A 24,403-nucleotide genomic window follows, 5' to 3' on the forward strand; every position below is an offset into this window, starting at 1 on the left:
CAGCAAGCTGCAGAACGGGCGGGCCGACCGAGAAGCAGCCCTAGGATTTCTCGATGGGAATCTTCTCGCGGAAGAAGCGCCTTCCGCAGACCGACGGGCTGATCCTCGACCGCACCTGGGCCGACCGTGAGCTGGACGCCGCGGTGGCGGCCGTCGGGGCGGGTGACCTCGACACCGCGCTGGCCGGGTTCAGGCAGCAGACCGGTGACCGGCGGGCGGTCTGGAACGGCGGTCTCTCGGAGGCGGCCAAGGGACGGTCGGAGCAGCTCGAGGCGCGGCTGGGGGAAGCCGGCGGGAAGGACCCCGATCTGCTGCTGTGGCTGGCGCAGACGCTGGTGCTCGAAGGGTGGGAGGTACGGACCGCGCGGCGGGCCAAGGACGTGTCCGAGCAGCGGGCGGAGACGTTCCACCGGATCCTGCGGACCGCGCACGAGGTGGTCGAGCTCGCGATCGAGGTGGCGCCGGACGACGCGACGCCGTGGACGGTCTACCAGTGGGTGGCGATCGGGCTCGGCGCCGACCTGGACACGCACGAGGCGCTGTTCCAGGAGGCGATCGCACGGCACCCCACGAGCTACGCCGCGCACGGCAACAAGGTGCACGCGATCGCGCCGAAGTGGTACGGGACCAGCATCGAGGAGATGCTTGCCTTCGGCGCCGAGACGGCGGACAAGGCGGCTCCGGGCAGCGTGCTGGGCGGCGTGCTGGGCAAGGCCGTCGCCGAGGCGCGGCTGCACGTGTTCAACTTCAGCGACGCGAGCGCGGTGAAGAAGATCGCCGCCGCAACGAAACTCGCCGGCACCTGGGCCGATCCGTTGATCGTGGCACGGGAGAAGTGGCTGCAGCCGGGGCGCGCGCCCGAGGCGCCCGACCTGGACGCCCACAACTACTACGCGTACCTGCTGAAGAACCACCGGGAGGCCGGGAAGGCGTCGGCGGACGCCATGTTCAACCGGGTCAGCACCCTGCCCTGGGCCTACAGCGGCGATCCGCTCGAGGCGTTCGCGGAGGAGTACCGGCGCTGACGGCGGGCTTAGAGTCGAGGCATGACTGACATCAAGCCGCGCAGCCGGACGGTGACCGACGGACTGGAAGCGACCGCCTCGCGCGGGATGCTGCGAGCCGTGGGGATGGGCGACGACGACTGGGCCAAGCCGCAGATCGGCGTCGCCTCCAGCTGGAACGAGATCACCCCCTGCAACCTGTCGCTGGACCGGCTCGCGAAGGCGGTCAAGGACGGTGTGCACGCGGCGAGCGGCTACCCGCTCGAGTTCGGCACGATCAGCGTCTCCGACGGCATCTCGATGGGCCACGTCGGCATGCACTACTCACTGGTCAGCCGCGAGATCATCGCCGACTCCGTCGAGACCGTGATGGAGGCCGAGCGGCTGGACGGCTCGGTGCTGCTGGCCGGCTGCGACAAGTCGCTGCCCGGGATGCTGATGGCCGCCGCGCGCCTCGACCTGGCCAGCGTCTTCCTGTACGCCGGGTCGATCATGCCCGGGCGGCTCGGCGACAAGGACGTCACGATCATCGACGCGTTCGAGGCCGTCGGCGCCTGCGCGCGGGGCCTGATCACCCGCGAGGAGGTCGACGCCGTCGAGCGTGCGATCTGCCCGGGCGAGGGCGCCTGCGGCGGCATGTACACCGCGAACACGATGGCCTCGGCGGCCGAGGCGCTCGGCATGTCGCTGCCCGGGTCGGCGGCGCCGCCCGCGGTGGACCGCCGGCGGGACGGCTTCGCCCGCAGGTCAGGGGAGGCGGTCGTGGGGCTGCTCGAGAAGGGCATCACCGCCCGGCAGATCCTGACCAAGGAGGCGTTCGAGAACGCGATCGCCGTGGTGATGGCGCTCGGCGGCTCGACGAACGCCGTACTGCACCTGCTCGCGATCGCGCGCGAGGCCGAGGTCGCGCTCACCCTCGACGACTTCAACCGGGTCGGCGACAAGGTGCCGCACCTGGGCGACCTGAAGCCGTTCGGCCGGTACGTGATGACGGACGTCGACCGCGTCGGCGGCATCCCGGTGGTCATGCGGGCGCTGCTGGACGCCGGGCTGCTGCACGGCGACTGCCTGACGGTGACCGGCCGGACGATGGCCGAGAACCTTGCCGACATCGCTCCGCCGGACGTCGACGGCACGATCATCCGGGCACTCGACAAGCCCATCCACGGCACTGGCGGGATCACCATCCTGCGCGGTTCGCTGGCACCGGAGGGCGCGGTCGTGAAGAGCGCCGGCTTCGACTCCGACGTGTTCGAGGGCACCGCCCGGGTCTTCGACGGCGAGCGCGGCGCGATGGACGCGGTCGAGGACGGCTCGCTGAAGGCGGGGGACGTCGTGGTGATCCGGTACGAGGGGCCGAAGGGCGGCCCGGGGATGCGCGAGATGCTCGCCGTCACCGGCGCGATCAAGGGCGCGGGCCTCGGCAAGGACGTGCTGCTGCTCACCGACGGCCGCTTCTCCGGCGGTACGACGGGCCTCTGCGTCGGCCACGTCGCGCCCGAGGCCGTCGACGGCGGCCCGATCGCGTTCGTCCGTGACGGCGACCGGATCACTCTCGACGTGCGTAACCGCACGCTGGAACTGCACGTTGATGCTGAGGAGCTGGCGAGCCGTCGCGACGGCTGGTCGCCCAAGGAGCCCGCGATCACCCGCGGCGTCCTCGGCAAGTACGTCCGCCTGGTCGGCTCGGCCTCGGAAGGGGCTGTCTGTATCTAAGACAGCCATCTCAGGAAATGAGACAACTCAGCGGGGAACTTGACCAGATCGCCGGTGGTCGGCGACTGTTACCTGCATGCGATCGATTCTCCTCGTACTTGTGCGGCGCGCCGACTGACGCGACCACCGAGTCGAGCGCGCCCCTTCAGCCAACCCGGCAGAAGGGGCATTTTTATTGGCACCGTTGTTGCCGGGGCGACTATCTGAGACCCAGAGGTTCGGCCGAAGGCCACACGAGCGAGGATGGATCGGTCGCGAAAAGCCAACATCGTGACAGGACAAGGGAAGGCACTCATGAGTGAGCAGCTGACCGGGGCACAGGCTCTGATCCGCGCACTGGAACACGCCGGAGTGGACACCGTCTTCGGCATTCCGGGCGGCGCGATCCTCCCGGCGTACGACCCGATGCTCGACTCGACCCAGATCCGCCACATCCTGGTACGTCACGAGCAGGGCGCCGGGCACGCGGCCCAGGGCTACGCCTCGACCACCGGCAAGGTCGGTGTCTGCATGGCGACCTCGGGCCCGGGCGCGACCAACCTGGTCACGCCGATTGCCGACGCCTACATGGACTCGGTCCCGATGGTGGCGATCACCGGCCAGGTGGCCAGCGCCTCGATCGGCACCGACGCCTTCCAGGAGGCCGACATCCGCGGCATCACGATGCCGATCACCAAGCACAACTTCCTGGTCAACGACCCGAACGACATCGCCTCGACGATCGCCGAGGCGTTCCACATCGCCTCCACCGGCCGGCCCGGCCCGGTGCTGGTCGACGTGACCAAGGACGCGATGCAGGCCATGGTCGACTTCCAGTGGCCGACCGAGCTCTCGCTGCCCGGCTACCGCCCGGTGACCCGCCCGCACCCCAAGCAGGTGCGCGAGGCGGCCCGGCTGATCGCGGCCGCGGAGAAGCCGGTGCTGTACGTCGGCGGTGGCGTGATCCGCGCCAAGGCGTCGGCCGAGCTGAAGGAGCTCGCCGAGCTGCTCGGCATCCCCGTGGTCACCACGCTGATGGCCCGCGGCGCGCTGCCCGACACCCACGAGCTGCACTTCGGCATGCCGGGGATGCACGGCTCGGTCTCAGCCGTCGGCGCGCTGCAGCGCTCGGACCTGCTGATCTGCCTGGGCGCGCGGTTCGACGACCGGGTGACCGGCAAGCTGTCGTCGTTCGCGCCGGAGGCCAAGGTCATCCACGCCGACATCGACCCGGCCGAGATCGGCAAGAACCGGCACGCCGACGTCCCGATCGTGGGTGACTGCAAGGAGGTCATCGGCGACCTGATCGGTGCGCTGAAGGCCGAGATCGCGAGCAACGGCAAGACTCCGGACTACGCCGCGTGGCGCGGTCTGCTGGACTCGGTCAAGGCCAAGTACCCGGTCGGGTACGACGAGCCGGAGGACGGCAGCCTCTCCCCGCAGTACGTGATCCAGCGGATCGGCCAGATCGCCGGTCCGGACGCGATCTACACCAGCGGCGTCGGCCAGCACCAGATGTGGGCCGCGCACTACCTGCCGTTCGAGAAGCCGCTGAACTGGCTGAACTCCGGCGGTCTCGGCACCATGGGCTATTCGGTGCCGGCCGCGATGGGCGCCAAGGTGGCCCGGCCGGACGCGACGGTCTGGGCGATCGACGGCGACGGCTGCTTCCAGATGACCAACCAGGAGCTGGTCACCTGCGCGCTGGAGGGCATCCCGATCAAGGTTGCCGTGATCAACAACCAGTCGCTGGGCATGGTCCGGCAGTGGCAGACGCTGTTCTACGACAAGCGCTACTCCAACACCGACCTGCACTCGGCCCGGATCCCGGACTTCGCCAAGCTGGCCGAGGCGATGGGCGGGGTCGGCCTGCGCTGCTCCGACCGGGAGTCGGTCGACGCCACGATCGAGAAGGCGATGGCGGTCACCGACGCGCCGGTGGTGGTCGACTTCGTCGTGCACCGCGACGCGATGGTCTGGCCGATGGTTGCTGCCGGCACCAGTAACGACGACATCCAGATCGCCCGCGACATGGCCCCGAACTGGGACTCGGAGGAGCTGTAAATGTCCAAGCACACACTGAGCATCCTGGTCGAGAACAAGCACGGTGTCCTGGCCCGGATCGCGGCGCTGATCTCGCGGCGGGGCTTCAACATCGACTCCCTCGCGGTCGGCCCGACCGAGCACCCGGAGATCTCCCGGATGACGATCGCGGTAAGCGTCGAGGAGCAGCCGCTGGAGCAGATCACCAAGCAGCTGAACAAGCTGGTGAACGTGATCAAGATCGTCGAGCTGGAGCCGACCCAGACCGTCCAGCGCGAGCTGGTGCTGGTCAAGGTCAAGGCCGACACCCTCACCCGCGGGCAGGTGCTGGAGACCGTCCAGCTGTTCCGTGCGAAGGTGGTGGACGTGGCTCCGGACGCGATCACCATCGAGGCGACCGGCAACCCCGAGAAGCTCGAGGCGATGATGCGGGTGCTGGAGCCGTTCGGCGTCCGCGAGCTGGTCCAGTCCGGCATGGTCGCGATCGGCCGCGGAGGCCGGTCCATCTCGGACCGCTCGCTGCGCCCGGTCCCGGTGCCGCCGCCGCACGTGGCCTCCGGCGCCCCCGCGCTGCAGGCCCGTCCGGCCACCGGTCAGCCGGCCGCCCCCAATGGCACCACCCCGAACCCGAACCACCCGGTGCCGGCGCCGCCGCCGGGTCACCGTCCCGCCGCGCCGGCCAGGCACGGCTGAGCGGTCCACCCCCGTAACTCGGCCGGCACCCGCCGACCCCTCACCCAGAAGAATCAAGGAGACGAGCTCCCAGTGGCAGCAGAAATGTTCTACGACGACAACGCCGACCTGTCGGTGATCCAGGGCAAGAACGTGGCCGTGCTCGGCTACGGCTCCCAGGGCCACGCCCACGCGCTGTCGCTGCGTGACTCCGGGGTCGACGTGCGCGTCGGCCTGCCGGAAGGCTCCAAGAGCCGCGCCAAGGCCGAGGCCCAGGGCCTGCGGGTCGTCACGCCGGCGGAGGCCTGCGAGGAGGCCGACGTGATCGTCGTGCTGGCGCCGGACCCGGCCCAGCGGGCGCTCTACAAGGAGGCCATCGAGCCGAACCTGGTCGACGGCGACGCGCTGGTGTTCGGTCACGGCTTCAACATCCGGTTCGGCTACATCAAGCCCCCGGCCGGCGTCGACGTGTTCATGGTCGCGCCGAAGGGCCCAGGGCACCTGGTCCGTCGCGAGTACTCCGAGGGCCGGGGCGTCCCGGTCCTGGTCGCGGTCGAGCAGGACGCGACCGGCAAGGCGTGGGACCTCGCGCTGGCCTACGCCAAGGGCATCGGCGGCCTGCGCGCGGGTGGCATCAAGACCACCTTCACCGAGGAGACCGAGACCGACCTGTTCGGTGAGCAGGCCGTGCTCTGCGGTGGTGTCTCCGCGCTGGTCCAGGCCGGGTTCGAGACGCTGACCGAGGCCGGCTACCAGCCGGAGGTCGCGTACTTCGAGTGCCTGCACGAGCTGAAGCTGATCGTCGACCTGATGTACGAGGGCGGCATCGCCAAGCAGCGCTGGTCGGTCTCCGACACCGCCGAGTACGGCGACTACGTGTCCGGCCCGCGGATCATCGACGCGTCGGTGAAGGCCCGGATGAAGGACGTCCTGAACGACATCACCGACGGCACCTTCGCGGCCCGCTTCATCGCCGACCAGGACGCCGGCGCGCCGGAGTTCGCCGAGTTCCGCAAGGCCAGCGAGTCGCACCCGATCGAGGCGGTCGGCAAGGACCTGCGCGCGCTGATGGCGTGGGTCAAGTCGCACGACGCCGACGACTACGTCGAGGGCACCGCGGCGCGCTGATCACGCGCAGTACGTCGTACCGACGCCCAGGCCACCGTGTGTGGCCTGGGCGTCGCTCTTCTGTCTGACAGAATCAGGACTGGACCGGACAGGGGAGGGCAGCGATGGCTGAGCAGGGTCGCAGCGACCTGCCGCGCCCGCCGCGCCGGGTGCCGGGGTGGGCGGTCGAGAACGACGATCCGCCGCCCGCGCTCGGACCCCGGACGACGATCGAACCGCGCCGCCGGGCGCCGGTGGACGACGCGCCGGGGGAGCCGCTGCCGCCGAAGTTCCGGCCGCGGTTCGTCTGGCCGCTGGTGGTGTTCGTGCTGGTGCTCGGGGCGGCCGCCGGGTGGTTGGTGCGGGCGTACAGCCTGAGCCTCGACACCGAGGACGTGCTGGCGAAGGCCGGACCGGCGGTGGTGCAGGTGCTGGCGACGACGTGTGACGGCACCGGCCAGGCGTCCGGCGTGATGCTGCCGGGAGGTGTCGTGCTGACCGCTCTGTCGGCGGTCCGCGAGCCGATCTCGGTAGCGATCGTGACCCAGGACGGCAAGGTCCGCCGGGCGACCCTGCGCGGCGCGAATCCCAACGGTGTCGCGGTTCTGGCGATGGCCGGCCCGGCCGACCGGCCGACGGCGACCATCGCGCCGAAGTTGCCCGACGCGGCCGCCGACCGGGCGCTGGTCGGCTTCGAGCTCAATGGTCAGCAGGTCGCCCGCCAGCTCGGTACGGCGGAGCAGCCGGCCGAGCTGGGCCAGGTCGTCGACGGCGGCGCGCTCGGGGCGCCGGTGGTGGACAAGCACGGCCGCGTGATCGGTCTGCTGGCCGGCGAAACCGTTGCCACCAGCAAGATCATCGGCCTGGACGAGCTGCGCCTGTTCGCCGACGGCAGTGCGGTGCTGACGCCGCAGAAGCTCGGGACCTGCCCGGCGCGCGGGCCGCAGAGCCCGGTCGAGCCCGACCTCGCGGTCGCGAACACCCCGTTGGCGGGCGAGGTCCGGGAGATCCTGGGCCGGTACCTCGACACGCTGAACAAGCACGACTTCGTCGCGATGCAGTCGACCTACTCCGACGCCCTGCGGGCGCGCAGCGACCCGGCGGAGGACGCGAAGAAGCACCTGACGTCGTACGCGTTCCGTCCGGTGGTGGAGGCGGTCACGGCGGCCGGAGGCGACAACAACGCGGACGCGCTGCTGACCTTCACCGTGCTCTTCTCGCCGAACAGCGCCGGGGCGAACGGCCACACCTGCGGGCGGCTGCGGATCCGGTACCACCTGGTCCGTGAGCAGCAGGGCCTGCGGATCGACAGCGCCAAGACCGAGGGCAACCAGCCAGGGTGTGATACCGACTGAGGGTGACGCTGGGCAACTGGTAACATCGCAGACAGCGGGCACAGCGCGGTGCTCTGATCGATCGAGCCCCCTACCGCTTCCAGCAGGAGTTGTCTGTCATGACTGACGTCACCCGACCCGTCGTCCTGATCGCCGAAGAGCTTTCTCCCGCCACCGTCGAGGCCCTCGGGCCGGACTTCGAGATCCGGCACGCCAACGGTGCCGACCGCGCCGAGCTGATCCCCGCGATCGCCGACGTGGACGCGATCCTGATCCGCAGCGCCACCAAGGTCGACGCCGAGGCCCTGGCCGCGGCCAAGAAGCTGAAGGTCGTCGCCCGCGCCGGCGTCGGCCTCGACAACGTCGACGTCAAGGCCGCCACCCAGGCCGGCGTCATGGTCGTGAACGCCCCGACCTCGAACATCGTCAGCGCCGCCGAGCTCGCGGTCGCGCTGCTGCTGGCCGCGGCCCGCCGGGTCCCGGCCGCCGACCAGTCGCTGAAGAACGGCGAGTGGAAGCGCAGCAAGTACTCCGGCGTCGAGCTGTTCGAGAAGACCGTCGGCATCGTCGGCCTGGGCAAGATCGGCGTCCTGGTCGCGCAGCGGCTGGCCGCCTTCGGCATGAACGTGATCGCCTACGACCCGTACGTGCAGGCCGGTCGCGCCGCGCAGATGGGTGTCCGGCTCGCGTCCCTGGACGAGCTGCTGGCCGCGTCCGACTTCATCTCCGTGCACCTGCCGAAGACGCCGGAGACGATCGGCCTGATCGGTGACGAGCAGCTGCACAAGGTCAAGCCCGAGGTCATCATCGTCAACGCCGCCCGCGGTGGCATCGTCGACGAGCAGGCGCTGTACTCCGCGCTGAAGGAGGGCCGGGTCGCGGCCGCCGGGCTGGACGTGTTCGCCAAGGAGCCGTGCACCGACTCCCCGCTGTTCGAGTTCGAGAACGTCGTCGCCACGCCGCACCTGGGCGCGTCCACCGACGAGGCGCAGGAGAAGGCCGGCATCGCGGTCGCCAAGTCCGTCCGGCTGGCGCTGTCCGGCGAGCTGGTCCCGGACGCGGTCAACGTCCAGGGCGGCGTGATCGCCGAAGAGGTCCGCCCGGGCATCGCGCTGACCGAGAAGCTGGGCCGGATCTTCACGGCCCTGGCCGGCGGCGTCGCGCAGCAGCTCGACGTCGAGGTCCGCGGCGAGATCACCGAGTACGACGTGAAGGTGCTCGAGCTGGCCGCGCTGAAGGGGGTCTTCGCGGACGTCGTCGAGGACAACGTCTCCTACGTGAACGCGCCGCTGCTGGCCGCCGAGCGGGGCCTCGAGGTCCGGCTCGTCACCGACCACGACAGCCCGGAGCACCGCAACCTGATCACCCTGCGCGGCACGCTGGCCGACGGCGGGCAGGTGTCGGTGTCCGGCACGCTGGTCGGCGTCAAGCAGTCCGAGCGGCTGGTCGAGATCGACGGGTTCGACCTGGAGATCGAGCTGTCCGCGCACCTGGCGTTCCTCAGCTACGAGGACCGCCCGGGCATCGTCGGCGCGGTCGGCCGGATCCTCGGCGAGTCCGACATCAACATCGCCGGCATGCAGGTCAGCCGGGACCGCAAGGGCGGCAAGGCGCTGGTCGCGCTGAGCGTCGACTCGAGCATCCCGCCGGCCAAGCTGGACGACATCGCGTCCGCCGTACAGGCCGACACGGCGCGTACGGTCGACCTGGAGGCCTGAGCAGGCGTGACACTCCTGGGGACGCACTGACCCCAGGAGCCAGTCACACTGGAAGAGCAGGACCGGCCTGCCGCCCGCAGGCGCATGGCGGCCGGCCAGGGCCCGAGCCCCTCCCACCCGGGAGGTGCGGCTCGGGCCCACCTGTTTGTCCGCCCGACGTAGCAGCGCCTCCCGCCGGTGACCGGGGGAGGCGCCTGGCGGCATCGAGCTAGCGGCGGGTGGCCAGCAGTACGGCGGCGTCGGGGGCGACCATCACCTCGACGGTGGTGAAGCGCTTGTCCTGGAGCCACTCCTGGCGCAGGGTGTCGACGCGGCCCTCGTACATCGGCGGCCAGACCGCCGACGGGGTGAAGTCGTCGAGGACTACGAAACCGCCGGGCTCGACCACCTCGGCGACCACGTCGCGGGCGGACAGCTTCGCCTCGCGGGCGTCGACGAACAGCAGCGAGAACGGGCCGCGCTCGATCAGCGCGGTCCAGTCCGCCTCGACGACCTCGATCCGCTCGTCGGCGGCGAACAGCTCGGCCACCGCCTTGGCCAGCTCGGGGTCACTCTCGGCGGTGACGATCTTCGTCCCTTCGGCCACGCCGCTGCGCAGCCAGGCCGAGCCGACCCCGCAGCCCGTGCCGAGCTCGCCGACCGTACCGGTCCGCGACGCCGCAAGGGTCGCGAGCAGCCGGCCGGTCTCGTTACGGGTCGAGCTGACGAATCCGCGCCGGCCGGACAGGCTGAGGGCCGCCGACACCAGCGGCGGCAGTTCTGGAGGAGCGCTCACCGGTTGAGAGTTGCACAGCTTCGGTCCAGTGCTGTCACTGAGATCTCACATCGTGGGACAGGCTGCCCGCATTGTGGTGAAATAGTCGGACACCAGAGTAATTTTGGAGCACCCTGCCGCCCGCGAGACCCTGATCGGGAGGAGCAGCATGTACGACATGTACCCAGCCAACTGGCCGGCGATCGACGCATCCGAGCGCAAGGCGGCCCGGCGCCGCCGGCCCGCCCGCGCGGCGAGCGAGACCGCGTCCGAGGCCCGGGCCGTCCAAGAAGCCATGAACCGCCGCGACAACGGGGGAGAACCCAAGAAGTGAGCACTCAGAAGAACTTCACGCTGGCCGTCGTCGGTGGCGACGGGATCGGGCCCGAGGTGACGGCCGAGGCACTCAAGGTGCTCGACGCGGTCAGCGCGGTCCACGGCGTGACGTTCGAGCGGACCGAGTACGACCTGGGCGCGAAGCGCTGGCACGAGACCGGCGAGACGCTGCCGGACGCCGAGCTCGCGGAGATCCGCAAGCACGACGCGATCCTGCTCGGCGCCGTCGGCGACCCGACCGTGCCGTCCGGCGTTCTCGAGCGTGGTCTGCTGCTCAAGCTGCGGTTCGCCCTGGACCACTACGTGAACCTGCGGCCGTCGAAGATCTACCCGTCGGTCGGTTCCCCGCTGGCCAGCCCGGGCGAGGTCGACTTCGTCGTCGTCCGCGAGGGCACCGAGGGCCCGTACGTCGGCAACGGCGGCGCCCTGCGGGTCGGGACGCCGGCCGAGATCGCCACCGAGGTGTCGGTCAACACGGCGTACGGCGTGGAGCGGGTCGTCCGGGACGCGTTCGCGCGGGCCCAGGCGCGACCGCGCAAGAAGCTCACGCTGGTGCACAAGAACAACGTGCTCGTGCACGCCGGGCACCTGTGGAAGCGGACCGTCGACGCGGTCGCGACCGAGTTCCCCGACATCGCGGTCGACTACCTGCACGTGGACGCGGCGACCATCTTCCTGGTCACCGACCCGGCGCGGTTCGACGTGATCGTCACCGACAACCTGTTCGGCGACATCCTCACCGACCTGGCGGCGGCGATCAGCGGCGGCATCGGGCTGGCCGCGAGCGGCAACATCAACCCGGACCGGACCGCGCCGAGCATGTTCGAGCCGGTGCACGGCTCCGCGCCGGACATCGCCGGGCAGCAGAAGGCGGACCCGACCGCGGCGATCCTGTCGGCGGCGCTGCTGTGCGACCACCTCGGCCTGACCGAGGCGGCGGCCGCGATCGAGGCCGCGGTGACCGCGGACATCGAGGAGCGCACGGCCGGCGGCACGCGCACCACGTCGGAGATCGGTGACGCGATCGCCAAGCGCGCGGCCGGGTGATGAGATGGCTTCGCTCGACTGCCGGACACCGGCGTCAGGCGCGCTTTTCGGCGCTCGCCTGACCAGTTGTCCGAGAGGTACGGTGCGCTCATGAGCGCCGATCTAGAGTTCACCGTTGAGCCCAACACCCAACCGGCCAGCGACGACCAGCGCGCCTCGATCCTGGCGAACCCAGGGTTCGGGCAGTACTTCACCGACCACATGGCGATCGCCACGTGGAACCGTGAGGACGGCTGGCACGACGCGAGGATCACCGCCTTCGGGCCGCTGGAGCTGTCTCCGGCGACCTCGGTGTTCCACTACGCCCAGACCATCTTCGAGGGGATGAAGGCCTACCGGCACCCCGACGACTCGATCCACACCTTCCGGCCCGACGCCAACGCGGCCCGGTTCAACCGGTCCGCCAAGCGGCTCGCGCTGCCGCAGCTGCCGGAGACGGCCTTCCTCGACTCGCTGACCAAGCTGGTCGAGCTGGACAAGGCGTGGGTGCCCAGTGGCGGCGAGACCTCGCTGTACCTGCGGCCGTTCATGTTCGGGTCGGACCCGTTCCTCGGCGTCCGGCCCTCGGCGCAGGTGACGTACTGCGTGATCGCGTCGCCGGCCGGCTCGTACTTCGCCAAGGGCGTCAAGCCGGTCCGGATCTGGCTCAGCGAGGAGTACACGCGCGCGGCCCCGGGTGGGACCGGCGCGGCCAAGACCGGTGGCAACTACGCCTCGTCGCTGCTGGCCCAGGCCGAGGCGATCGAGCAGGGCTGTGACCAGGTCGCGTTCCTGGACGCGGTCGAGAAGAAGTGGGTCGAAGAGCTCGGCGGGATGAACCTGTACTTCGTGCTCGACGACGGCTCCGTGGTCACCCCCGAGCTGTCCGGCACGATCCTCGAGGGCGTCACCCGGGACTCGATCCTGAAGCTGGTCACCGACCTCGGCCACACCGTCACCGAGCGGAAGATCTCGATCGACGAGTGGCGCGACGGCGCGGCGTCCGGCCGGATCCGCGAGGTGTTCGCCTGCGGTACGGCGGCGGTGATCACCCCGGTCGCGTCCCTGAAGTGGAACGGCGGCGAGGTCCAGGTCGCCGACGGCAACGGTGGCCCGGTCACCGCGGCGGTCCGCAGCGCGCTGCTCGACCTCCAGTACGGCCGCACCCCGGACACCCACGGCTGGATGACCCGCATCTGCTGAGCGGTGGCTGCTGACACCTGGCGCCCGGAGGACTTCCTGTTCTCCGGGCGCTGTGCGTTCAGTGGGGCCAGAGCAGGTCAAGCAGGGGACGGCGGTCCCGGGACGAGTCCCCGACGGCCGGCGCGGCCGGCGCGGCATCGGGCTTCCCGATGGCTGTCATCGTGGTGACCTCCCAGTGGTCCGGTACGGCGAACTCGGCCGCCAGGCCGTCCCGGTCGAACGCCCGGAACTGTCGCGCGGCCAGCCCGAGGGCCTGCGCCTGGATCGTCATGTGCGCGACCGCCTGCCCGAGGTCGTACTGCGAGAACTCGGAGTACTCCCAGTCGGTGTCCTCCACGTAGCGGTGCGCCAGGTTCGCGATCAGCAGTCCGGCCGACGGCGCCCAGCGCGACGAGCTGCGGGCGAGGTGCTTGACGAGTCGCTGGTGGGTGTCGTCGCCGCGGCAGCCGACGATGAACGCCCACGGCTGCGAGTTCCCCGCCGACGGCGCCCAGCGGGCGGCCTCGAGCAGGAGCTCGGTTTCCTGGCGGGTGGACCGGTGCTCGGCGTCGAAGGACATCGGACTCCAGCGGGTCCGGAGCAACGGGTGGAGGCGGTCGTCGGCTGAGTCCTGCGCGCGGGTCTCGGCGGAGTTGCCGGAGGAGTGGTCGGGCACGGCGACCAGCATCGCACCGGTGGATTCACAGCAAGCTTTCAGGTGGTGTCGGTAGGGTCTGGCCCATGAGCGGCTTTCCGGATGACGTCGAGGCGTACTACGCGGAGCTTGCGCGGGAGCGGGAGTGGGGTGCGGAGACCCGGCAGGCCTTCCGGGCCTCGGCCGAGCTGATCCGCGACCTGGATCGCGGGACGGCGGCGCGGACGTTCGGGGCGCGGGCCGACGAGGACGGAACGGACCGGCTGTACGAGGCCGTCTGGCACGAGCGGGAGTGGGTCGTCGTCCGGGAGCTGCACGTGAGCGAGGACGGCACGATCACCCGGTACTGGTGGCAGCGGATCGAGGACGAGCGCGGCGGGCTGACCGACGAAGCACTCGACCGCGACGACTGGGGCCTGCGGGCGCTGGAGCGTGACGACTTCTACGCCGCTTGGGACACCCCCGAATGGTCGCTCACCGCCTGAGGACTGGACTGCGGCGCACGCCGTAGTACTGGTCGGCGTACTGGATGTTCGCTTTTCGAGACATTTCAGCCGGTCCGGCACGGGCTGTGGCAGACTGAAAAATGTCATGAAGAACTTCCGGGTCATTATTGGCTAGGCGCGCTCAGCAGCAGTACCTGAGCGCGCAGACCTCTCGCACCTTGCGGGAGGTTTTTTGTTTGCCTGATGCCCCCATCCACCGGAAGGTGACCCCGTGAGCAGATCCGACGATTTCCACGTCTACGACACCACCCTGCGCGACGGCGCGCAGCAGGAGGGTCTGGCGCTGTCCGTGGCCGGCAAGATCGCCATCGCGCAGCACCTGGACGACTTGGGCGTCGGATTCATCGAGGGTGGCTGGCCGGGCGCGGTCCCGAAGGACACCGAGTTCTTCGCGCGGGCGCGGACCGAGCTGCACCTGCGGCACGCGACGTTCGCCGCGTTCGGGGCCACCTGCAAGCCGGGTGTGGTCGCGGCCGACGACCCGCAGGTCGCCGCGCTGCGCGACTCCGGCGCGGACGTCGTCACGCTCGTTGCCAAGAGCCACGACGCGCACGTCGAGCGGGCGCTGCGGACGACGCTCGACGAGAACCTGCGGATGGTCGCCGACACTGTGCGGCACCTGCGGGAGCACGGGCAGCGGGTCTTCCTCGACACCGAGCACTTCTTCGACGGCTACCGGGCCAACAAGGCGTACGCACTCGAGGTGGTTCGGGTCGCGGCCGAGGCCGGCGCCGACGTGGTCGCGCTGTGCGACACCAACGGCGGCTCGCTGCCGCGCGAGCTGCAGGACGTCGTACGGGAGGTGCTGGAGACGACCGGGGCGCGGCTCGGCATCCACGCCCACAACGACGGCGGCTGCGCGGTGGCGAACTCGATCGCGGCCGTGGAGGCCGGGGCGACGCACGTGCAGGGCACGATCAACGGGTACGGCGAACGTACCGGCAACGCGGATCTGCTGGCCGTGGTCGCCAACCTCGAGCTCAAGCGCGGGATGGAGCTGCTCCCGCCGGGCAAGCTGGCCGAGTCGTTCCGGATCGCGCACGCGATCGCCGAGGTGACCAACGTCCCGCCGTCCGCGCGGCAGCCGTACGTCGGCCTGTCGGCCTTCGCCCACAAGGCCGGGCTGCACGCCAGCGCGATCAAGGTCGACCCGGATCTCTACCAGCACACCGATCCGGCGCTGGTCGGCAACGACATGCGGATGCTGGTCTCGGAGATGGCCGGGCGGGCGAGCGTCGAGCTGAAGGGCCGCGAGCTCGGGTTCGACCTCGGCAACGACAAGGAACTGGTCGGGCGGGTGACCGAGCGGGTCAAGGAGATGGAGGCCCGCGGGTACACGTTCGAGTCGGCTGACGCGTCGTTCGAGCTGCTGCTGACCGAGGAGGTCACCGGTGAGCGGGCGAGCTTCTTCGACGTCGAGTCGTGGCGGGTGATCACCGAGTCGCGCGCCGAAGGCGAGGCCGTCTCCGAGGCGACGGTGAAGCTGGTGGCCGGCGGTGAGCGGGAGGTCGTCACCGGTGAGGGCAACGGGCCGGTCAACGCGCTGGACCACGCGCTGCGCGCGGCGATCGAGCGGGCCTACCCGGTGGTGAACAAGTTCGACCTGGTCGACTACAAGGTGCGGATCCTCGACCAGGGGCACGGGACCGACGCGGTGATCAGAGTTCTCATCCAGACTGCCGACGGTGAGGGGTCCTGGGTGACCGTTGGCGTCGGCCACAACATCGTCGAGGCGTCGTGGGAGGCGCTCGTCGACGGAGTGACCTTCGGACTGCTGCGTCACAAGGAGGTTGTGCGATGAGCGTCACCGCACCGAGCCGGGCGGCCGACGTACCGCGGCACGCGCTGGCTGCCGTCGAGGTGCCGGTCGAGCGCCCGATGACCGTCTTCACCGCTCAGGTCGTCGAGACGCGCGGGCTGCTCGCGCGGATCGCCGTCCTGCTCAACCCGTACGACGTCCGCACGATCACCCTGTGCCTGGAGCGGTGCGAGCTGCGCATCGTTGTCGAGGGCAACGGGTTCGACGCCGGGCGGGTCGCGGCCCGGCTCGACAAGGTGATCGGCGTACTGGACGTCACGTACAGCTGAGCAGGTCCAGCGCGACCGCGGCCGTCCAGCTGAAGGTCTGGGCGCCGCGCGGCGAGCCGTCGTACGGGTCGACGTACTCGGCGAAGTCGGTGCTCTCGGCAAGCTTCAGCACGTCGTCACGGAGCTGGTCGGCGTGCTGCTGCTCGCCCAGCGTGGTCAGCCCGCGATGGATCAGCCAGGCGGTGTTGAACCAGCTCGGGCCGCGCCAGTAGCGCCCGCGCTCGAAGGCGGGACCGGTCAGGTCGTAGCTCGGGACGAGGTGGACGCGGCCGAGGCCGAAGCGGTCTCCGCGGGCTGTGGTCAACAGCTCGGCGGCTTGCGGGAGACCGGGGACGATCAGCGGGATCAGGCCCGAGATCGTGCCGGCGGTGACAGGCGTTCCGCGCAGGTCGCGGGCGTGGAACAGGCCGTCGGCGAACAGCTCGCCCAGCGCCGCCGTCAGCTCGTCGGCTGCCTTCAGGTGGTGGGCGGGGTCCAGATCAAGGGCCTCCGCGATGTCCGCCAGCGCGTGCTCGGACGCGATCAGCAAGGCGTTGAACGCGGGGTCTTCGAGGGCGAACTGGAAGGGTGTCGTCGCGTCGTCGTACGCGTGGTCGCGGTAGGTGGCGGCCAGTTGGACGTAGCGGCCGTAGTCGAGATCGGTCGGGCGGTCGCCGGGGCTGGCGTGGTCGGTGTCCCGGCGGGTGAACGAGTCGAGCGGCGCGGGAGTGACCCGGGCCAGCGCGGCGTCCCAGGCCGGGCTGTTGTCCATGCCCGACTCCCAGGGGTGGACGATCGCGACCAGTCCGCGGCCGCCGAGGTCCCGGCGGGTCCGCAGATAGGTGTGCCAGGCAACGAGCTTGGGATAGACGCGGGGCAGGAAGCCTCGGCGTACGGACTCCTGCTCGTCGGCCTGGTGGGTCAGCCAGGCGGCCAGCGCGTGGACCGGCGGCTGGATGATGCCGGAGGTCTCGACGCCGCCCGTCGTCGTGGCCTGCCAGAAGTCCGGGCCGGGGAAGTAGGCGTCGCGGGCGACGGCGGGGGAGAAGCTGATGTGCGGGATCCGGCCGTCGGACCACTGGGAGCCGAGCAGCGACTCCAGCTCGACCTGCGCGCGGCGGGGTGAGAGGTGGCGCAGGCCGATGGCGATGAAGGCCGAGTCCCAGCTCCACTGGTGCGGGTAGAGCGAGCGGGAGGGGACAGTGGAGTGGCCGGTCCAGTTGCCGAGCAGCACCTTTTCCGCCGCTTGGCGCAAACTCATACGTACCGCCTGACGACCGCCGGGATCGAGCGGACGGCCTCGATCGGGTCGCCGGTCAGGCGGCACTCGACGGCCAGGTAGCGGTCGTAGCCGATCGCATCGAGTGCGCCGAGGAACGCGGCCCAGTCGAGGTGGCCGGCGCCGGGCTGGAAGCGGTTCGAGTCACTGAGCTGGACGTGCCCGATGTACGGCGCCTGGGCAACGATCGAGGCCGAGGGGTCGGTCTCCTCGATGTTCATGTGGTAGCTGTCGATGCCGATCCGGACCGAGTCCAGCCCGACTGCCTGGATCAGCTCGGCGGCCTGGTCGAGGCGGTTGACCATGTGGTCCTCGTACCGGTTCAGCGGTTCCAGGAACAGTTCGACGCCCTCGCGGGCCGCGTGCTCGCCGAGCTCGCGGAGGCCGTCCAGCAGCACCTCGCGGTCACCGGCCTCGTCGCGCGGCGGCTCGAACGGGGGGAGCCGGCGGGAGAACATCCCGTACGACGCCGGCGTCTGCGCGCCGAGGCCGCCGAGCTCGGCGATCACCGACAGCTCGACCTTCATCTGGACGATCGCGTCGGCGCGCTGCTCGGGGTCGAAGGCGCCGAAGAAGTGCAGCATGTCGACACAGACCGTGGGCATCACGACGCCGTCGGCCTTGGCCTTCTGCAGCTCGGGCAGGCGGTCGCGGAACGACAGGTCGCCCTTGCCGCGCAGCTCGATCCCGTCGTACCCGGCGGCGGTGGCGAACTCCCACTTCTCCTGCAACGTCGCCCCTGGCAACAGTTGCTCCTGGCATGCGATCTTCATCAGAACTCCAGTACTACTTGCAGGGCGTCACCGGGACGCGTGTCGAGCAGGACGTAGGCGTCGGCGGCGTCTTCCACCGGGACGCGATGGGTGATCAGGGGTTCGGGGTCGACCGCGCCGCGGCCGACCAGATCGAGGAAGCCGCGCTGCAGGCGGTCCACCGACCACCTGTTGGCCAGCTCGGGCGGGACTCCGCCGATCTGCGAGCTGATCAGCTCGACGCGGTTGTGATGGAACTCCTCACCGAGCCGCAGACCGTTGCCTTCGCCTTGGTAGAAGCCGGAGGCAACCACCCGCCCGCCGACTCCGACGGACCGGATGGCCTCGTGGAGCGCGGGGTACACACCGGAAAGTTCGATGGCAGTGTCAGCGGTGCCGTACTCGCGGATCTGCTCCGCGGCTGTGCCGGGAGCGAAGGAGGCGACGGCGCCGTACTTCAGCGACTCCTCGCGGCGGGCTTCAACTCCGTCGACGGTGAGGACTTGGGCGCCTGACAGCGTCGCGAGGCGGGTGGCCAGGAGGCCGATGACGCCCTGGCCGTAGATGGCGACCACGTCGCCGAGGGTGATGCGGGCGGAGAGGATCGCGTTGTAGGCGATGGCGCCGACCCGGGTGAAGGAGGCGGCGGCGAGGGAGACGCCGGTGGGGAGCTGGTGGCCGGCGAGCTTGTCCGCGGGGAGGACTGCTTCGCTGCGGTGGCCCCAGATGCCCCAGACCTGGTCGCCGACGGACAGGCCGTCGACGTCGGCGGCGACCTCGGTGATCTCGCCGGACTCGGAGTAGCCCCAGCCGACGACCGGGAAGGAGACCCCCGCCTCCGCGTCGCGGAAGATGCGGGCCTCGGGATCCCAGGTGCGGGTGAGGTACGGGTTCGTGCCCCGGTACGCCGTGAGCTCGGTGCCGGCCGAGATGCCGGAGTACGCCGTACGGACCCGGACGTGACCGGGCGGGAGCGGTGGCGGGTCGAAGTCGACCACCTCGGCCACCCGGGGAGCGGAGAACTGCACGACGCGAGCCACGGAAACCTCCAGAGACGAACACCAGGACCAAGAACGAGACAAGCACCAGACTTAGGTCTTGTCAAAACACAATAGTCCTGATGTTATGCGTAAGTCAGCTCCCCTGAGGAGGATGTATGTCACGCTTCACCAGGGCGCTCTCCGTCGCGAGCGCGCTCCTGCTGACCGCCGGAGTGCTCAGCTCCTGCGGCAACGATTCCAGCGCCGGGGACCAGCGCAGCATCACCGTCTGGTCGCTGGAGAACGTGTCCGGGCGGCTGGAGACCACCCGGGCGATCTTCGAGAAGTTCACCGCCGAGACCGGCATCCAGGTCAAGCTCGTCGGGGTCGACGAGCCGCAGCTGAGCCAGCTGGTGATGTCGGCCGCCGCGGCCGGCAAGCTCCCCGACGTGATCGGCGCGGTTCCGCTGGCCGCGATCCAGCAGCTGTCCAGCAACGGCCTGCTCAACCCGGACGCCGCGGGCAAGGTGGTCGACGAGCTCGGCCCGAAGACCTTCGACCAGCGCGCGCTCGACCTGACCCGCAACGGCGACCAGCAGCTCGCCGTACCGTCGGACAGCTGGACCCAGCTGCTCTACTACCGCAAGGACCTGTTCGCGGCGGGCGGTCTGCCCGCGCCCACGTCGTACGACGCGATCGAGAAGGCCGCGCAGACGCTGAACAAGGGCGGCACCGAGGGCATCTCGATCGCCACCGATCCGGCCGACCCGTTCACCCAGCAGAGCTTCGAGTACTTCGCCCTGGCGAACGGCTGTCAGCTGGTCGATGCCGAGGGCAAGATCACGCTCGACAGTCCGCCGTGCCGGGAGGCGTTCCGCTTCTACGGTGACCTGGCCACCAAGTACTCCGCGGCCGGAACACAGACCGTCGACTCCACACGCGCGGCGTACTTCGCGGGCAAGTCGGCGATGGTGGTCTGGTCGTCGTTCCTGCTCGACGAGCTCGCCGGGCTGCGCGAGGACGCGCTGCCGAGCTGCGAGCCGTGCGCGAAGGACAAGGGCTGGCTGGCCCGCAACACCGGTGTGGTGACCGCGGTCCAAGGGCCGGACGGCGCCGAGCCGGCGCAGTTCGGCGAGGTGACCGGCTGGACGGTGACGAAGACGGCCAAGGCCGACGCGTCGGAGCAGCTCGTCCGGTACATGCTCGACCAGGGCTACGAGGACTGGTTCGGGATGGCTGCCGAGGGCAAGTTCCCGGTCCGGCACGGTACGGCGGCCGACCCGGACAAGTTCGACCAGGCCTGGGACAAGGCCGACATCGGCGTCGACACCCGCAAGCCGCTGGCCGCGATCTACCCGGCGCCGGTGATCGACGAACTGCGCGACGGCGTCGGCAAGATGCAGCGCTGGGGCATCACCGAGGGCCAGGGCGCGCTGGTGGGCGCCACGCTCGGCGAGCTTCCGGTGCCGAAGGCCATCAGCGCGCTGGCCAGTGGGCAGGTCGATGCCGACGAAGCCGCGCACCAGGCGACCGACGACGTCGCCGCGATCCAGGACTCGCTCGGGTGAGGCAGAGATGACAACCGTGACCGAAAAGCCCGCGGCCGCATCGGCGCCGACGCCGCAGCGCCGCAAGCAGAAGAACGCCCGCCGCCGCGAGGAGAACCGGGCCGGCCTGACGCTGGTCTCGCCGACGCTCGTGATCGTCCTGGTGGTCGTCGTACTGCCGATCCTGTGGACGGTGATGCTGGCGTTCCAGAACGTCCGCCTGGTCGACATCCAGAGCCAGGGGCTGTGGGGCCACTGGACCCTGCGCAACCTCGAACGCGTTTTCAGCTCGCCCGGTTTCTGGTCGTCGCTGTGGACCACCGTGGTCTACACGGTCGGCTCAACGCTCGGCTCGATCGTGGTCGGTCTGATCGCCGCGCTCGCGCTGCGCAAGCCGTTCCGCGGCCGGGCCCTGATCCGCGGCGCGATGCTGCTTCCGTACGTCGCTCCGGTGGTCGCCGTCGCGTTCGTCTGGCAGGTGCTGCTCAGCCCCGACCTCGGCGTCGTGAACCACTGGGGTGTCGAGTGGCTCGGCTGGGACCGGCCGATCGCCTTCCTGACCCAGCGCTCGTACGACGTACTCGGAGTCCCGGTCCCGATGGCGCTGTTCACGGTGATCGCGTTCGAGACCTGGCGGTACTTCCCGTTCGCGTTCCTGTTCCTGATCGCCCGGATGCAGGCCGTGCCGCCGGTGCTCGAGGAGGCGGCGGTGATGGACGGGACCACGCCGTGGCAGCGGTTCCGGTTCATCCTGCTGCCGCAGCTGATGCCGGTGATCGCGCTGCTGTCGGTGCTGCGGTTCATCTTCACGTTCAACAAGTTCGACGACGTCTACCTGCTCACCGGTGGTGGTGCGGGCACGGACGTGGTCGCGGTCCGGGTGTACCGGTTCCTGACCGCGCGGTTCGACGTCGGGCTGGCCTCGGCGCAGGCGGTCGTGCTGGCCGTCGTACTGATCGTGCTGCTGGGCCTGTACTTCAAGTTCTTCGGCCGCAAGATGCAGGAGGACCAGGCATGACGCGCGACGGTTTCCAGATCCGCTTCTTCGGGATCATGCGGTGGGTGGTGATCGCCGCGCTGGTGGTCGCCACGCTGTTCCCCTTCTACTACATGGTGCTGCTGTCGGTGAAGCCGATCGACGAGCTGCTGCTCGACCCCGGCCGGATCTGGGTGTCGGCGAAGGAGTTCAGCCTCGACTCCTACCGGTCGGTGCTGACCTCGGTCGAGAACGGCGGCCAGGGCTTCCCGCTGATGCTGCGCAACTCCGCGATCGTCTCGATCGGCGCGATGCTGCTCACGCTGCTGGTCGCGATCCCGGGCGCGTACGCCGTCAGCCGGCTGCGCTTCACCGGGCACCGCAAGGTGAGCGCGCTGTTCCTCGGCGTCTACCTGTTCCCGGCGACGCTGCTGGCCGTGCCGCTGTTCGTGATGTTCGCGAAGGTCGGTCTGCAGGGCAGCCTGATCGGGCTGATCATCGTGTACATCGCGCAGACCGTGCCGGTCGCGATCTACATGCTGCGCAGCTACTTCAGCACCGTGCCGGTCAGCATCGAGGAGGCGGCCGCGATCGACGGGCTGTCGCGGTTCCAGATCCTGCGCAAGGTGGTGCTGCCGCTGGCGGCGCCGTCGGTGATGGCGACGTCCCTGTACGTTTTCATGATCGCGTGGAACGAGTTCCTGTTCGCGCTGCTGTTCCTGGCGGCCGAGCCGGACCACTGGACGGTGTCGCTGGGGCTGCAGCAGCTGGCGAACGGCGTGGAGGTACCGAAGACCGTGCTGATGGCAGGATCCGTCGTACTGACGCTGCCGGTGGTACTGATGTTCTACGGCGCCGAACGGTTGCTGACGGAAGGGTTGACGAGTGGGGCAGACAAGGGCTGACGCGACGACGTCCGCGGGACGGCTGCTGCACCTCGTCCGGACCGGCCAGGCCGGGACCCGCGGGGAGCTGCAGGAGCTGTCCGGGCTGTCGCGCTCGACGCTCGGCCAGCGGCTCGAGCCGCTGCTGGGCAACGGCTGGCTGGTCGAGGCGGGATCGACCGCCTCGACCGGCGGCCGGCCGCCCGTTGTGCTGCGGTTCGACGAGCAGCACGCCGTGGTACTGGCGGCTGATCTCGACACTCGGCATGCGCGGTCGGCGGTGATGGACCTGGCGGGCGGCGTACTGGCTGAGCACTCGGGGGAGCTGGTCATCGCCGACGGACCGCAGGCCGTGCTGGACACTTTGTCGGACTGGTTCGACCGGCTGCTCGCCGAGGCCGGGCGATCGGTGGACGAGCTGGCCGGGATCGGGCTGTCCGTGCCCGGGCCGGTCGAGTTCGACACCGGGCTGGTGATCCGGCCGCCGATCATGCCGGGCTGGGACGAGTACCCGATCCGCGACCACCTGCGCCGCCGGTACGACGTACCGGTGCTGGTCGACAACGACGCCAACGCGATGGCGCTCGGCGAGCAGTCGGCGGGGTACCCGGACTCACCGGCGTTCGTGCTCGTGAAGGTGTCGACCGGAATCGGCGCGGGAGTCGTGATCGGGGACAGCGTGTTCCGCGGGATCGACGGTGGCGCCGGGGACATCGGGCACATCCGCGTCCGGGACGCGGGTGACGCGAAGTGCCAGTGCGGGTCCCTCGGGTGCCTGGCGGCCGTGGCCAGTGGTGGCGCGCTCGCGTCGGCGCTGACCGAGCTCGGGGTCACGGCGCGGTCCGGCGCCGACGTACGGGCGTTGCTGCAGTCGGGGCAGCCGGACGCGTTGCGGCTCGCTCGGGAGGCCGGGCGGCGGGTGGGCGAGGTGCTGGCGACGGTGGTGAGCGTGATCAATCCCGGGGTGCTGATGATCGCTGGGGACCTGGCGCACACCGACTTCGTGGCCGGGGTGCATGAGGTGCTGTACCAGTCGACGTTGCCGCGGGCGACCCGGCATCTGACGGTGGCGACCGGGCAGCTGGCGGATCATGCCGCGCTGGACGGGATGGCGCGGCTGGTGGTCAACGAGGTGTACTCGCCGGCGGCGATCGACGCCCGGTTGTCGGCTTCCTGATTTCCCGTTGCACTGCGGGGTACCGGTGCGCGATGAGCGACACGATCTTGTTCGACATCGACGGCACGCTGGTGGACACCAACTACCACCACGCGGTGGCGTGGTTCCGCGCGTTCCGGCGCTTCGACGTGACCGTCCCGGTCTGGCGGATCCATCGGGCGATCGGGATGGGCGGCGACCGGCTGGTGGCCGCCGTCGCGGGCGACGACGTCGAGGATCGCTGCGGGGACGGCGTACGGGACGCGTGGAAGCAGGAGTTCGACCCGATGCTGCACGAGGTGCGGCTGTTCGACGGGGCGCGTGATGCGCTGGCCGCGGCGAAGGACCGTGGCTGGCGAGTTGTACTGGCGAGCTCTGGAGCGCGCGAACACATCGAGCACTACGTGAAGCTGCTGGAGTTCGAGGCGCTGGGCGGCGATCGGTGGATCAGTGGCGACGACGCGTCGGGGACCAAGCCTGATCCGGAGCTGCTCGAGGTTGCGCTCGACGGGTACGACGGGCGGGCGGTCATGGTTGGGGACTCGGTGTGGGACTGCGAGGCGGCGGAACGGATCAGTCTGCCGTGCGTCGCGCTCCGCACCGGTGGAACCGGCGCCGGCGAACTGCTGTCCGCCGGCGCCGTTCAGGTGCACGAGACACTGCCCGCGCTCCGGGAGGCCTACGACGGCCTCCCGTTCGCGCCGGTCAGTCCCAGCTGAGGCCCGCGACG

General features: G+C 70.2%; 22 protein-coding genes and 1 pseudogene. 18 read left to right on the top strand and 5 right to left on the bottom strand.

Annotation, left to right across the window (positions count from 1 at the left end; translation table 11 throughout):
- Positions 1–53: 53 nt before the first annotated feature.
- The 7 genes and pseudogenes from ABD235_RS38655 to serA all read left to right on the top strand — a co-directional run bounded on the left by ABD235_RS38655 (position 54) and on the right by serA (position 9,573).
- Entirely contained in the window at positions 54–1,025 is a 972-nt protein-coding gene (locus ABD235_RS38655) for a hypothetical protein (protein ID WP_344183485.1), read from the top strand.
- 21 nt (positions 1,026–1,046) lie between these two features.
- Positions 1,047–2,720 carry a dihydroxy-acid dehydratase gene (ilvD, locus tag ABD235_RS38660; protein ID WP_344183487.1) on the top strand — a complete coding sequence of 558 codons (1,674 nt, stop codon included), beginning with the start codon at positions 1,047–1,049 and terminating at the stop codon, positions 2,718–2,720.
- A 240-nt stretch (positions 2,721–2,960) separates the two neighbouring features.
- A pseudogene (locus ABD235_RS38665) lies at positions 2,961–4,763 on the top strand (acetolactate synthase large subunit); the annotation flags it as partial.
- Positions 4,764–5,435, top strand: coding sequence for an acetolactate synthase small subunit (gene ilvN, locus ABD235_RS38670; protein ID WP_425553223.1), 672 nt, complete (start codon positions 4,764–4,766; stop codon positions 5,433–5,435). It abuts the pseudogene before it with no gap.
- Between the two features lie 84 nt (positions 5,436–5,519).
- Positions 5,520–6,542: a ketol-acid reductoisomerase gene (gene ilvC / locus ABD235_RS38675; RefSeq protein ID WP_184806177.1), complete on the top strand. Its 1,023-nt coding sequence runs from the start codon at positions 5,520–5,522 to the stop codon at positions 6,540–6,542.
- A gap of 104 nt (positions 6,543–6,646) precedes the next feature.
- On the top strand, positions 6,647–7,876 hold the full coding sequence (locus tag ABD235_RS38680; RefSeq protein WP_344183488.1) for a S1 family peptidase: 1,230 nt from the start codon (positions 6,647–6,649) through the stop codon (positions 7,874–7,876).
- A gap of 98 nt (positions 7,877–7,974) precedes the next feature.
- Positions 7,975–9,573 (top strand): phosphoglycerate dehydrogenase, encoded by a 1,599-nt coding sequence (serA, locus tag ABD235_RS38685; protein ID WP_344183490.1) that lies wholly within the window; start codon positions 7,975–7,977, stop codon positions 9,571–9,573.
- A 208-nt stretch (positions 9,574–9,781) separates the two neighbouring features.
- Here the strand turns inward: serA and ABD235_RS38690 are convergent, their stop codons facing one another.
- A complete protein-coding gene (locus tag ABD235_RS38690) occupies positions 9,782–10,348 on the bottom strand; it encodes a class I SAM-dependent methyltransferase (RefSeq protein ID WP_184796113.1) in 567 nt (188 codons plus the stop codon).
- A 148-nt stretch (positions 10,349–10,496) separates the two neighbouring features.
- Between ABD235_RS38690 and ABD235_RS38695 the strand changes: the two genes are divergently transcribed.
- The 3 genes from ABD235_RS38695 (at position 10,497) to ABD235_RS38705 (ending at position 12,892) form a co-directional block, all read left to right on the top strand.
- Positions 10,497–10,661, top strand: a complete 165-nt coding sequence (locus tag ABD235_RS38695; RefSeq protein WP_344183491.1) for a hypothetical protein — start codon at positions 10,497–10,499, stop codon at positions 10,659–10,661.
- Positions 10,658–11,710: a 3-isopropylmalate dehydrogenase gene (locus ABD235_RS38700; protein ID WP_344183492.1), complete on the top strand. Its 1,053-nt coding sequence runs from the start codon at positions 10,658–10,660 to the stop codon at positions 11,708–11,710. Before ABD235_RS38695 ends, ABD235_RS38700 begins: the two co-directional genes overlap by 4 nt.
- A gap of 90 nt (positions 11,711–11,800) precedes the next feature.
- Positions 11,801–12,892, top strand: a complete 1,092-nt coding sequence (locus ABD235_RS38705; RefSeq protein WP_344183494.1) for a branched-chain amino acid aminotransferase — start codon at positions 11,801–11,803, stop codon at positions 12,890–12,892.
- A gap of 58 nt (positions 12,893–12,950) precedes the next feature.
- Here the strand turns inward: ABD235_RS38705 and ABD235_RS38710 are convergent, their stop codons facing one another.
- Complete coding sequence (locus tag ABD235_RS38710) at positions 12,951–13,547, bottom strand: nitroreductase family protein (protein WP_344183496.1); 597 nt, start codon at positions 13,545–13,547, stop codon at positions 12,951–12,953.
- A gap of 65 nt (positions 13,548–13,612) precedes the next feature.
- On the opposite strand from ABD235_RS38710, the gene ABD235_RS38715 reads away from it, so the two are divergent.
- The 3 genes from ABD235_RS38715 (at position 13,613) to ABD235_RS38725 (ending at position 16,120) form a co-directional block, all read left to right on the top strand.
- On the top strand, positions 13,613–14,011 hold the full coding sequence (locus ABD235_RS38715) for a hypothetical protein (RefSeq protein WP_344183499.1): 399 nt from the start codon (positions 13,613–13,615) through the stop codon (positions 14,009–14,011).
- Positions 14,012–14,243: 232 nt separating this feature from the next.
- Positions 14,244–15,833 carry a citramalate synthase gene (gene cimA, locus ABD235_RS38720; protein ID WP_344183501.1) on the top strand — a complete coding sequence of 530 codons (1,590 nt, stop codon included), beginning with the start codon at positions 14,244–14,246 and terminating at the stop codon, positions 15,831–15,833.
- A complete protein-coding gene (locus tag ABD235_RS38725) occupies positions 15,830–16,120 on the top strand; it encodes a hypothetical protein (protein ID WP_344183504.1) in 291 nt (96 codons plus the stop codon). Before cimA ends, ABD235_RS38725 begins: the two co-directional genes overlap by 4 nt.
- Here the strand turns inward: ABD235_RS38725 and ABD235_RS38730 are convergent.
- From ABD235_RS38730 to ABD235_RS38740, 3 genes are read right to left on the bottom strand one after another with little or no spacing between them, the layout of a single operon-like run.
- Positions 16,107–17,360, bottom strand: a complete 1,254-nt coding sequence (locus ABD235_RS38730) for an MGH1-like glycoside hydrolase domain-containing protein (protein WP_344183506.1) — start codon at positions 17,358–17,360, stop codon at positions 16,107–16,109. The two genes, ABD235_RS38725 and ABD235_RS38730, sit on opposite strands and share 14 nt — an antisense overlap.
- Positions 17,357–18,151, bottom strand: a complete 795-nt coding sequence (locus tag ABD235_RS38735) for a sugar phosphate isomerase/epimerase family protein (protein WP_344183508.1) — start codon at positions 18,149–18,151, stop codon at positions 17,357–17,359. The genes ABD235_RS38730 and ABD235_RS38735 overlap by 4 nt, the downstream gene beginning before the upstream one ends.
- A complete protein-coding gene (locus tag ABD235_RS38740; protein WP_344183510.1) occupies positions 18,151–19,170 on the bottom strand; it encodes a zinc-binding dehydrogenase in 1,020 nt (339 codons plus the stop codon). Before ABD235_RS38740 ends, ABD235_RS38735 begins: the two co-directional genes overlap by 1 nt.
- Positions 19,171–19,286: 116 nt before the next feature.
- Between ABD235_RS38740 and ABD235_RS38745 the strand changes: the two genes are divergently transcribed.
- The 5 genes from ABD235_RS38745 to ABD235_RS38765 are packed head-to-tail and all read left to right on the top strand — an operon-like array spanning position 19,287 to position 24,392.
- Positions 19,287–20,678, top strand: a complete 1,392-nt coding sequence (locus ABD235_RS38745) for an ABC transporter substrate-binding protein (protein ID WP_344183512.1) — start codon at positions 19,287–19,289, stop codon at positions 20,676–20,678.
- A gap of 7 nt (positions 20,679–20,685) precedes the next feature.
- Positions 20,686–21,675: a carbohydrate ABC transporter permease gene (locus tag ABD235_RS38750; RefSeq protein ID WP_344183514.1), complete on the top strand. Its 990-nt coding sequence runs from the start codon at positions 20,686–20,688 to the stop codon at positions 21,673–21,675.
- Complete coding sequence (locus tag ABD235_RS38755) at positions 21,672–22,538, top strand: carbohydrate ABC transporter permease (protein ID WP_344183516.1); 867 nt, start codon at positions 21,672–21,674, stop codon at positions 22,536–22,538. Before ABD235_RS38750 ends, ABD235_RS38755 begins: the two co-directional genes overlap by 4 nt.
- Positions 22,519–23,694, top strand: coding sequence for an ROK family protein (locus ABD235_RS38760; RefSeq protein ID WP_344183518.1), 1,176 nt, complete (start codon positions 22,519–22,521; stop codon positions 23,692–23,694). Before ABD235_RS38755 ends, ABD235_RS38760 begins: the two co-directional genes overlap by 20 nt.
- A gap of 32 nt (positions 23,695–23,726) precedes the next feature.
- On the top strand, positions 23,727–24,392 hold the full coding sequence (locus ABD235_RS38765; protein WP_344183520.1) for an HAD family hydrolase: 666 nt from the start codon (positions 23,727–23,729) through the stop codon (positions 24,390–24,392).
- The last annotated feature ends 11 nt before the right edge of the window (positions 24,393–24,403 follow it).

Origin of the sequence: Kribbella lupini, assembly GCF_039529595.1 — a bacterium.
GTDB lineage: Bacteria > Actinomycetota > Actinomycetes > Propionibacteriales > Kribbellaceae > Kribbella > Kribbella lupini.